Raw genomic sequence first — 11,408 nt, 5'->3', positions numbered from 1 at the left:
ACGAGAATTCTCTCGTCTTTTAACGCTTAGTTATCTTAAACTATTTTCTTATTCCTAATCTAGCAATTAAGTTTCTGTATCCTTCTAAATCTTTTTTAGCTAAATATCCTAATAATCTTTTTCTTTGTCCAACCATTCTTAGTAATCCTAATCTTGAGTGGAAATCTTTTTGGTGAACTCTTAAGTGATTTGTTAAGTGGTTGATTTTTTCAGTTAATAAAGCAACTTGTACTTCAGTTGATCCTGTATCTCCTTCAAATCTTCCAAATTCTTTAATTATTTCTGCTTTTGATCTCATAGCCATTTTGTATTCCTCCTATATTATATATTATCTAAGCTAAGTATTGCGAGGCTAACCGCAAAACTGAGCCTAAATTCTTCATGTATTATATCACATCTATAAAATCTTGTAAACGTTTTTTTGATTAATTTTCTTCTACTACTGCTCCAGAATCTAAGTCAGATTCCTCTTTGATTTTTTCTCCAGATAAAGGTCTATCTTCCATTACTGCTTCAAACTCTTCTCTGCTCATACGTTCGTTTTCCAACAGATATTTAGCAACCTTATCAAGCTTATCATAGTTGTCAGTTAAAGCTTTTAATGTCTCATTATACATATCATTAACTAATCTAAATATCTCCTGATCCACTTCTTTTCCAGTTACATTACTATAATACTTTTGTTGGAAATAATCTCCCTCTTTAGTATTATCTAATAGTATTGGTCCAAATTTATCATTCATTCCAAATCTTGTAACAATTGCATGTGCTATTGCTGTAGCTCTTTCTATATCATTACTTGCTCCAGTTGTTATATCATCAAAAACAATTTTTTCAGCAGCTCTTCCACCATAAAGAATTCTCATATCATCAAGAAATTCATTCTTTGATTTATAACTTCTATCCTCTTCTGGTAAAGCCATAGTATAACCTCCTGCCATACCTCTAGGTACAATTGTTATTTTATGTACTGGGTCTGCATTTGGTAATAAATAGTGCATTAAAGCATGTCCAGCTTCATGGTAAGCTGTAATTTTTCTCTCTTTTTCTATAACTTTTTTAGATTTTCTTTCTGGTCCTATACTTACTTTTTCAGATGCTTCTTCAAGATCATCCATAGATATCTCTACTCTACCTGCTCTTGCTGCAAGTATTGCTGCCTCATTTAATAAGTTTGCAAGATCCGCTCCAACAAATCCAGGAGTTTTCTTAGCAATAACTCTTAAATCGACATCTTTTGCAAGTTTTTTACCTCTGGCATGAACTTTTAAAATTGCTTCTCTTCCATCAATATCAGGACTATCTACTACTACCTGTCTGTCAAATCTTCCTGGTCTCATAAGTGCTTTATCTAAAATTTCAGGTCTATTTGTAGCTGCTAAAACAATGATAGTTTCATCAGTACCAAATCCATCCATCTCAACAAGAAGTTGGTTCAGTGTTTGTTCTCTCTCATCATTTCCGCCACCTTGACCAGAACCTCTTTTTCTACCTACAGCGTCAATCTCGTCTATAAATATTATACAAGGTGCTGATTTTCTAGCTTTATTAAATAAATCTCTAACTCTTGAAGCTCCAACTCCAACAAACATCTCTACGAATTCAGATCCAGACATACTGAAAAAAGGTACCTTTGCTTCTCCAGCAACTGCCTTAGCAAGTAAAGTTTTACCTGTTCCTGGTGCACCTAAAAGTAATACCCCTTTAGGAATCTTAGCACCAATATTTTTAAATTTCTCTGGTTCTTTAAGGAATTGAACTACTTCCTGTAACTCTTCTTTTGCCTCAGTTATTCCAGCTACATCATCAAATGTAACTTTTGAAAGTTCTTCTCCATTATCTTTAGCCTTTGATTTACCCATGTTGAAAATTTGTGGTCCTCCACCATTTCCCTTATTCATCTTATTAAGCATAAATACCCATACACCAATAAGAAGTAACATTGGGAACCATGACATAAGAATATTCAATAAGAATGGCATTTGTTGAGGTGGTAATGATTTTATCTCTGCACCACTATTATCAATTAATTGAACTAAGTGTGCGTCATTCCCCAATCTATCAGTAATCATTCTTGCTTTAAAATACTCTTCCGGGTTATGTCCATATCCATATACATAACCTTCTTTTTCATGTACTTTTACTATTTTCTTCTCTTGAAGCATAGTTATAAAATGACTATAACCAATGTCTTCAACGGAACCTTTGTCCTTATCTGCAAGTAATGATGGAAGTGACATAATTAAAGTCACAATAAATAAAAGCATTATAAATCCTTTAAAATTGAATCTTCCACCTAACTCTCTAAATTTTCTATTATTTGGTTCCTGATTTTTTGTATTCTGATTTCCTCTCTGATTTAATCCCTCTCTTAATTTACTTCTTAACTCTTCTTTTCTTTTCTGAATTTCATCATCAAACTCAGCTTCTCTTTTTTCATCTTCAGAAGATTCATCCTCTTTTTTAGATTCAGTTTTTTCTTTTTCCTCTTCTTTAGGTTTTTTCCATTCATTTAAAGCAGGTTCTTCCTCTTGTTCTTGGATAACACCTTCATCTTTTAGTAAATCATTGTCTTTTTGTTCCTGTTGTTCGTTTTTTTCATCTATATCCTTATTTTGCTTTTGATTCTCATCAAATCTGTTGTTATCGTTCAATTATTTTGTCCTCCTCACTCTAAATTTCACACATCTATTTTCTGTGCTTTTATATTTTTCATTACCTCTAACACCTGCAATCCATACTATTTCATCATTGTAAGTTATTAATGGTACTCTATCTCTTATTTCTTTAGGTACTTTTTCATTTATGAATATCTCTTTAAGTTTCTTTTCACTTCTCATACCTGTTGGAACTATTCTATCCCCATCTTTTCTAGTTCTTACAACAACTTTTTCTCCAACTTTTAAATTTGTTGCAAATATATCTTTTCCAGTTTGTTTCTCTTCACTGAAGAAAGCTTCTACAACATAATCTCCAAATTGTAAAACTCCTGGTATTTCAAGAGTTTTAGGTAATAAATCATATTTACTGATATTCTCTTTTTCTATTTTTAAAATATTATATTCTTTCTTTAGAAGATAATTATCCCCTAAATCTAAAGAACAACTTCCCCCTTTTTCTATGATATTTTCAATTGAGAATATTTTTTCCCTTGTTACAGAAACTCCATGTTTATACATAAAATTTCCAAAAATTTTACCTCTCACATGTTTAGTGAAATGATTAATTTCATCTATATTTAGATAATCTTTTTTTGAAAATCTTTCAACCTCTTCATCAATTACCTGATTTATATCTCTGATTTCCTCAATTAAAGCAAAAAGTTTATCCTTAAACTTTGGATTATATCTTTTTTCAATAAAAGGTATCAAATCAAGTCTAATACTGTTTCTAGTAAATTCATTTTCAAAGTTCGTTTTATCTATTCTAAAAGGAATGTTATTTTCCTTTAAATAATTAACAATATCTTTTTTATAAATTTCTGAAATTGGTCTAATATATTTCCCTCTTTTAGAAATAATCCCTTCAAGGCCACTAAGACCAGCACCTCTTACAAGCCTGAACATAAAAGTTTCAAGCTGGTCATCTTTATTATGAGCAAGAGCTATCTTATTTCCATTTACCTTTTTTAAAATCTCATTATACATATCATATCTTGCTTCACGACCTGCTTCTTCAAGAGTTATTCCACGCTCTTTTTCAAGTCCTTTTACATTTATTCTACGACTATATATTTCAAGATTATTTTTTTGGGCGTACTCTTTACAAAAAGCCTCATCACAATTTGCATCTTCTCCTCTAAGAAGATGGTTTATATGTACTAGTACAATTTCAAAATCTATCTCTTTTTTCAGTTTTAAAAGCATCTCTGTCATAAAAACAGAATCCGGTCCTCCAGAAAAACCGACTATTATTTTATCTCCATTTACAATTAATTTCTCTTGTTTGTTTTTCTTTACTACTTCCTCAAATAATCTCATAAAATCACTCTTTTAATCATATCGTTTCATAAAATTATAGCATATATCGGCAGTTTTTTCCAAAAGATTTTTATAAATCTAATCAAGAATTTTTACCACTTGACAAGAATTATCACGATAATCAAAGAATATGTATACATCTTCTTCTCTATTTTCAATAACATTCCAACTAAATCTTGCAAATTCGCTATTTTTATGTCCTTCTCTAACTGTTCTATAATTTTTTTCTTTTATAAGTTTATCATAAAGTTCTCCATCCTTTTCATCCTTTAGCCAATGAGGGTGAACTCCAGATTTTTTAACCTTTAGAAAATCATATTTCAAATACTCTGTAAAAATTTCTTTCTTTGAAAATCCTTTTTCTAGATAAAAGTTATTTAAAAAATTAAAAATAGCTACATCTTTGTGGCTAACTTTAAGATATCCTTTCTCTTCATAATATTGAGAAATTTCATTGTAGAATAAAAATGGATTTGAATTATAGAAATTATCTATTACCCAATCAACACTTTTTTCAAACTGCTCTGAGTTATAATAATAATCTAATAATTTTTCCAAATTTTTCAATTTTATTATATCTGCAAAAGATACAAAATTATTTGAAAAGACCTCATAAGGAGGTTTAGAAAAATATTTATATCCATATTTTTCAATCTCACTATACATCTTAGTACCTTTTAAAAGCTTCAAGAATCCCAACTGAATCATCTCAGGCTTTAAATCATATACATAATTAAAAGACTTTTCAAATTTTTCATAGGTATCATAAGGAAGACCTGCTATTAAGTCGAGATGCAGGTGAATATTTCTACTGATTCTTCTCACGTTGTGAGCCAATTTATCCAATATATTTACTCTTCCTATACTTCTCATTGCGTCAGGGTCAATAGTCTGAACTCCTATTTCAAACTGGAAATACCCTTTTGGCACTGTTTCAAGGAAATCAAGAGTTTCATCGTCAAAGATATTTGCATTTATCTCAAAGTGAAAAGTTATTCCCTCTCTGTAGTTTTCAAGTAAAAATCTCCATATTTCCAAATATCTCTCTTTTTTCAAATTAAAAGTTCTATCTACAAATTTCAAAAGCTTAATTGGAGAATCTAAAAATCTTTTTAAGTCTTTTTTGGTTCTCTCTATAGAATAGTATCTTACAGTTTTATCAATTGATGACATACAATATGAACAGTTAAAAGGACATCCTCTTGAACTCTCATAATAAAAGATTTTTGTTGCATCTAAAAGTTCACTGTCGTCATAGGGAAAAGGAACAATATCAAGATTTTCAATTAAAGGTTCATTGCCATTGTATTTAATTCCATTTTCTCTATATACAACTCCCTTTACTTCATGTATATTTCTGGTTAAAAAATTAAATACTACCTTTTCTCCCTCTCCTACAAATATATAATCTATCTCTGGATTTTCATCCATTATCTTATCCCATTCAAATGAAACCTCTGGTCCACCTAAGGCAATTTTTACCTCTGGAAGTACTTTTTTTATCTCTCTTGTAAGGTCAAATACATACTCCTTATTCCAGATATATGTTGAAAAAATCAGTGTATCTGGTTTTGCTTCAAAGATATCTTTAATGATATTCATAAGCTGATTGTTTATATTTGTCTCATAAATTTCAGCTTTTAAATCGCTATTTTCCTCAATAAATTTTTTTAAATATCTTACTGAAATATTAGTATGAACATATTGACTGTTTATACCTACTAATAATATTTTGTTCACTATGGTTCTCCTTATTTATTTTCATTCTGAAATTTTAAATGTTCTCTATAAGTTTTACTAAAGTAGTGTCCCCCATCTCCTTTTGCTACAAAAAATAGATAATCAGTATTTGATGGATTATATGCAGCATCAACTGAATCAACTGTTGGATTACATATAGGACCAGGTGGTAAACCTTTATACTTATATGTGTTATATGGTGAATCTATCTTTAAATCTTTATAGTACATTCTTTTTTTCTTATAATCATATACAAAATTAACTGTTGCATCAGAAGAAAGAGTCATCCCCTTTTTAATTCTATTATAGAAAACTGATGCCATAACAGGTTTTTCCTCTTTTAGCTTGGCCTCTCTTTCAAGAATTGATGCCATTATAAGTTTTTCATAGAAATCCTCTCTATTTCCATATTTCTCATATGGAAATTTCTTTAAAAATTGTCCAAGCATTGCATTAACAACAATCTTTTCATCATATTTTTCAGGTAAAAAATATGTTTCTGGATATAAAAATCCTTCAAAATTTCCATCAGGTATCTTATAAGGAAACTTTTTAGCAGCATCATTTAATGCAGAATAAAATTTATCTTTATCTATATTTCCTGTTGCTTCTAAAAGTTCTGCTATTTGTTTTACACTATATCCCTCTGGAATTGTTATTTTGACCATTTTACCCTTTCCAGACTCTAAGATGTCCATTATCTCCTCTAAATTGTATTCTCCCTTAATTTCATACTCTCCAGCCTTTATACCCCTACCAGAGTTCCTATATTTAAGATATATTTTAAATGGAAGAGAATTACTCTTAGGAAGTTGAGATAAAGATTTCATCACTGGAACATTTTTTTCTATCTCTAAAACTGTATCATAATCAAATCTATTAAATATCTGTGAATAAATATAATAGGCAAATATCGCTACTATTCCTATTATAATGAGAAGTATTACATATAGTCTCTTTTTCATATAATTTCACTCCTATTTTTTGTCTCTTTCATTATTATACTAATTTTTTTAAACTATTGCAAAAAAAATAGAGGACAGAAAATCTGCCTCTAATAAAGCAAACTTTCTGCCCTCACTATACTTATTAAATTAGGTGGTTAGCAAATTATTTTTTCATTGATTCAAGAATTGCGTCAACAACATTGTCCATTTCAACTTCTCCACTCTCATTTAGTGATGAAGTTAATGTAACTCTTTCATTTAACACATTCATATCTTTTAATTCATCCATGCATTGAGACATTAAATCTCCAGATTTACATGCCCAAGAACCATTTTCAAGAATAGCAATAGTTCTCTTTTGAAGATTTAAAGCTTTCATATCCATCAAGTAATTGTGCATCTTTGGATAAATTCCTAAGTTATATGTAACTGATGCAAGTACTATATGACTGTATTTAAAAGTGTCAGAGATTAAATAAGATACATCAAATTTTGATACGTCATACATATGTACATTAGTCATTCCTTTTTCAACTAATTTTTTAGCTAAAACTGATGCAGCGTTTTCTGTATTTCCATACATTGATGCATATACTATCATTACTCCTTTTTCCTCAGGAATATATCTGCTCCATTTATCATATTTGTCTAATAGATATCCAAAGTCATTTCTCCAAACTGGACCATGTAATGGACAAATATATTTAATATCTGCAACTGGTGCTTTCTTTAGTAGGAATTGAACATGTGGTCCATATTTTCCAACTATATTAGTGTAATATCTTCTTGCATCATCAAGCCAATCTCTATCAAAATTAACTTCATCATTGAACAGTCTTCCATCTAGTGAACCAAAGCTTCCAAATGCGTCAGCACTGAATAGTACTCCATTTGTAGTATCAAATGTTACCATAGCTTCTGGCCAGTGAACCATAGGTGCTCCAACAAATACTACTTTATGTTTACCAAATGATTTTGTATCTCCTTCTATAACAGTTTCACATTTTTCAGGATGAATATGGAATCCAAATTGGTTCATAAAATAGAATGCTTTTTCTGTACTTATAATTCTTACATCTGGATAACGAAGTAATACTTCTTCTATCATTGCAGCATGGTCAGGTTCCATGTGGTTAATTACCATATAGTCAAGTTTTTTTCCATCTAATAGATACTCAAGGTTTTCAATAAATTGACGTCCTATTGCCCAGTCAACAGTATCAAATAAAACAGTTTTCTTATCTAACAATAGGTATGAGTTATAAGAAACTCCTCTTGGGATTGGGTGTATATTTTCAAATAGATGTAAACGATGGTCGTCTCCACCTATCCAGTATAAATCATCTGTTACTTTTCTTACATTATGCATATAATGTCCTCCTTCAATCTATTCCATCAATAATCAATCGTTATAATTAATCTTCTTCAACAACTTCTATAAATGCGCTCTTTTCTTCTCCACAATCTGGACAAATCCATTCATCAGGAAGTTTTTCAAATAGTGTTCCTTCTGGAATATCATTTTCTTCATCTCCAAATTCTGGATCATATTCATATCCACATCCGCTACATACGTAACGTTTCCAAGCTGAAGGTCTTGAAGGTTTTGGTACAACTCTCTTCATTTTCTTCATAGGTGGTGCAGGTTGTTTAGCTTCTCCATTATCAAGTGCTTTAGTTAGTATAGGCAATACTTCTTTTAAGTCTCCTACAATTCCATAGTCAGCATTCTTAAATATTGGAGCATTAGGGTTGTTGTTAATAGCAACTATTGTTGTAGCATCTTTTATTCCTTTCAAGTGTTGTCCTGCTCCAGAAATACCACATGCTATATATAAGTTACCATTGAATTTTTGTCCTGACATTCCAACATAACGATTTAGAGGTACATATCTTAAAGTTTCTGCAACTGGTCTAGATGATCCAATAGCAGCTCCTGCTTGTACAGCAAGATCTTCTATTAATTTCATGTTAGCTTTTTCTCCAATTCCTTTACCAGCACTGACTACACGATCAGCAAGTGCAATAGGAGTATCTAGAGGAATACCAACTGTAAAATCATATCCATCTTTCTTAAGATCTTCTACTAATGCTGCTACTTTTTCCTCCATTGTTCCATCTTTAAAAATAATGTTCTTACGAAGTCCAGTAGCGTGACCTTTTGTTGACTTTCTTTTATTAGAACTTTCCCTGGGCATCTTCCCAATAATATGAGCTGCAATAACTACTCTTTGAATTTCATTTGTTCCTTCATAAATAGTACAAATCTTAGCATCTCTATAAGAACGTTCTACTTCCATTCCTTTCAAGTATCCGTTTCCTCCGAATATTTGAAGTGCATCATTTACTACTTCCAAACAGATATCTGAAGCATATTGTTTTGCCATTGCAGATTCCATTCCATATGGTTCGTGTTCTTCTTTCAATTCTGCAGCACTGTAAACCATAAATCTTGCTGCTCTTATTTTAGTAGCCATATCAGCTAATTTAAATGAAATAGCTTGTTGATATGCTATTGGCTTTCCAAATTGAACTCTTTCTTTTGCATATTCAAGTGCATGTTCATAAGCACCTTGCGCAATTCCTAGAGCTTGAGAAGCAATTCCTATTCTTCCTCCATCAAGAGTAGACATAGCTATTTTAAATCCTTCTCCCTCTTTTCCAAGTAGGTTTTCTTTAGGAACTTTAACATTGTTAAAAATAAGTTCAGCAGTTGATGATGAACGAATTCCTAATTTGTCATAGTGATCTCCAAATGTAAATCCTTCCCATCCTTTTTCAACTATAAATGCACTGATTCCTTTTGTTCCTAATTCTGGTGCTGTTGAAGCAAATACAACATATGTATCAGCTTTATCAGCATTTGTTATAAATATCTTTCCACCATTTAATATGTAGTAATCTCCTTGTAGTTCAGCTGTAGTTTCAGTTCCTCCAGCGTCACTTCCTGCATTTGGTTCTGTAAGTCCAAAAGCTCCAAGTTTTTCTCCTTTAGCTAAAGGTACTAAATATTTTTGTTTTTGCTCTTCTGTTCCATAAGCAAATATAGGGTAAGTTCCAAGTGATACGTGAGCAGATAGAATAACTCCAGTTCCTCCATCAACTCTTGATAGTTCCTCAACAGCAATAGCATAACTTAATATGTCCATTCCTGCTCCTCCATATTCTTTTGGATATGGAAGTCCCATCATTCCCATTTCCCCAAATTTTTTAATAGCTTCTGTAGGGAATTCATTGTTTTTGTCTAACATGAACGCTATAGGTTTTACCTCTGTTTCCGCAAACTCTCTGACTTTTTTACGTAATTCTTCATGTACATCTGTTGTTTTAAAAAGCATAAAACTAACCCCCTCTTTTAATTTTTTTATGTTCTATATCCACAAATTTCAATGTGGATATAATTAATCCTCTTTATAATTAGATGATACCACTAAGACCTCAAATAGTCAAGCTTATATTTATATTTTATTGGTTTAGTTTCTATTTTTTTTGAACATTTTTCATTTATTTAATACAATTAAATTTTTGTAAATAAAAAAGCCCTGAATAAAATCCAGGACTTTCCTTCTATTCTCCTATCTTTTTGGGCTTTATCCAAGGTGAGTCTTTTCCCATATTGTAGTTTTTTATAAACTCTTCTTTAAACTCTTTAAATCTATCTTCTAAAATTGCTTTTCTTGCATTTTTCATAAGTTTTAGTAAAAAATATAAATTATGATATGTTGCAAGTCTTTGACCTAGTACCTCTTCTGCTTTAAATAGATGTCTTATATAACCTCTTTTAAAGTTTCTACATACATAGCAGTCACAGTCTTCATCTAGAGGTCTGTCATCTTCAGCATATGAAGCGTTCTTTATAACAAGACGACCGTATTTAGTAAATACAGTTCCATGTCTTCCTATTCTTGTAGGTTGAACACAGTCCATCATATCTATTCCAGATTCAACTGCTTCTAACATATCAAGAGGTTCTCCAACACCCATCAGGTATCTTGGCTTATTTTCTGGACATTTTTCAACTATATAGTCTAAAATACGATACATATCTTCTCTTGGCTCTCCAACTGCCAATCCACCTATTGCGTATCCAGAGAATGCATCATCCATTTCACTTAATTCTCTTAAACTCTTATCTCTTAAATCTTCATATATTCCACCTTGAACAATTGCAAATAACCCTTGTTCATCAGGTCTTCTATGAGCTTCAACACATCTTTTAGCCCATCTTGTTGTTCTCTCTATTGATGGAATAATATATTCTCTACTTGATAGACCATGTGGGCACTCATCAAATAGCATTACTATATCAGATCCAAGATTATTCTGGATATTTATTGATTTTTCAGGTGTAAGAGTGTGCTTTGACCCATCTATATGGGATCTGAAATCAACACCTTTTTCTGTTATTTTTCTCAGTGATCCTAAACTGAAAACCTGGAATCCTCCACTGTCAGTTAGAATTGGTTTTTTCCAATTCATGAATTTATGAAGTCCTCCAAACTTTGCTATAAGTTCATTACTTGGTCTTAAATAAAGATGATAAGTATTTCCTAATATTATTTGAGACCCTATAGTTTCCAACTCTTCTGGAGTCATTGTTTTTACTGTTGCCTGTGTTCCAACTGGCATAAATACAGGAGTTTCAATTTCTCCATGAGGTGTTGTTATTTTCCCTGCTCTTGCTTTTCCGCATTTTTTTTGCAGTTCATAAGTTACTGGTAATTTTTTTTCCATTATTTCT

General features: G+C 31.1%; 8 protein-coding genes. All 8 read right to left on the bottom strand.

Annotated elements, in window-relative coordinates:
* Positions 1-40 precede the first annotated feature (40 nt).
* Positions 41-298, bottom strand: a complete 258-nt coding sequence (rpsO, locus tag IX290_RS05210; protein WP_211492153.1) for a 30S ribosomal protein S15 — start codon at positions 296-298, stop codon at positions 41-43.
* A gap of 127 nt (positions 299-425) precedes the next feature.
* Positions 426-2,654 carry an ATP-dependent zinc metalloprotease FtsH gene (gene ftsH, locus IX290_RS05205; RefSeq protein WP_249168861.1) on the bottom strand — a complete coding sequence of 743 codons (2,229 nt, stop codon included), beginning with the start codon at positions 2,652-2,654 and terminating at the stop codon, positions 426-428.
* On the bottom strand, positions 2,655-3,980 hold the full coding sequence (tilS, locus tag IX290_RS05200) for a tRNA lysidine(34) synthetase TilS (protein ID WP_211492150.1): 1,326 nt from the start codon (positions 3,978-3,980) through the stop codon (positions 2,655-2,657). It lies immediately after the preceding gene.
* A 78-nt stretch (positions 3,981-4,058) separates the two neighbouring features.
* Positions 4,059-5,720, bottom strand: coding sequence for a B12-binding domain-containing radical SAM protein (locus IX290_RS11775; RefSeq protein ID WP_211492149.1), 1,662 nt, complete (start codon positions 5,718-5,720; stop codon positions 4,059-4,061).
* An 11-nt stretch (positions 5,721-5,731) separates the two neighbouring features.
* Positions 5,732-6,685, bottom strand: coding sequence for an endolytic transglycosylase MltG (mltG, locus tag IX290_RS05190; protein ID WP_211492148.1), 954 nt, complete (start codon positions 6,683-6,685; stop codon positions 5,732-5,734).
* A 145-nt stretch (positions 6,686-6,830) separates the two neighbouring features.
* Entirely contained in the window at positions 6,831-8,036 is a 1,206-nt protein-coding gene (locus tag IX290_RS05185; RefSeq protein ID WP_211492147.1) for an FprA family A-type flavoprotein, read from the bottom strand.
* Positions 8,037-8,082: 46 nt separating this feature from the next.
* Complete coding sequence (locus IX290_RS05180) at positions 8,083-10,005, bottom strand: acyl-CoA dehydrogenase family protein (protein ID WP_211492146.1); 1,923 nt, start codon at positions 10,003-10,005, stop codon at positions 8,083-8,085.
* Between the two features lie 229 nt (positions 10,006-10,234).
* Positions 10,235-11,401 carry a tRNA guanosine(34) transglycosylase Tgt gene (tgt, locus tag IX290_RS05175; protein WP_211492145.1) on the bottom strand — a complete coding sequence of 389 codons (1,167 nt, stop codon included), beginning with the start codon at positions 11,399-11,401 and terminating at the stop codon, positions 10,235-10,237.
* Positions 11,402-11,408: the final 7 nt, after the last annotated feature.

The sequence above is a fragment of the Fusobacterium sp. DD2 genome (assembly GCF_018205345.1).
Lineage (GTDB): Bacteria > Fusobacteriota > Fusobacteriia > Fusobacteriales > Fusobacteriaceae > Fusobacterium_A.
The sequence above is the reverse complement of the archived record's forward strand: the minus strand, read 5'-3'. Positions and strand labels throughout refer to the sequence as shown.

Excerpts from the sequence above, each read along its gene's own strand:
- IX290_RS05185 (WP_211492147.1), bottom strand. The coding sequence starts at position 8,036 with ATGCATAATGTAAGAAAAGTAACAGATGATTTATACTGGATAGGTGGA.
- rpsO (WP_211492153.1), bottom strand. The coding sequence starts at position 298 with ATGAGATCAAAAGCAGAAATAATTAAAGAATTTGGAAGATTTGAAGGA.
- mltG (WP_211492148.1), bottom strand. The coding sequence starts at position 6,685 with ATGAAAAAGAGACTATATGTAATACTTCTCATTATAATAGGAATAGTA.
- IX290_RS05180 (WP_211492146.1), bottom strand. The coding sequence starts at position 10,005 with ATGCTTTTTAAAACAACAGATGTACATGAAGAATTACGTAAAAAAGTC.
- tilS (WP_211492150.1), bottom strand. The coding sequence starts at position 3,980 with ATGAGATTATTTGAGGAAGTAGTAAAGAAAAACAAACAAGAGAAATTA.
- tgt (WP_211492145.1), bottom strand. The coding sequence starts at position 11,401 with ATGGAAAAAAAATTACCAGTAACTTATGAACTGCAAAAAAAATGCGGA.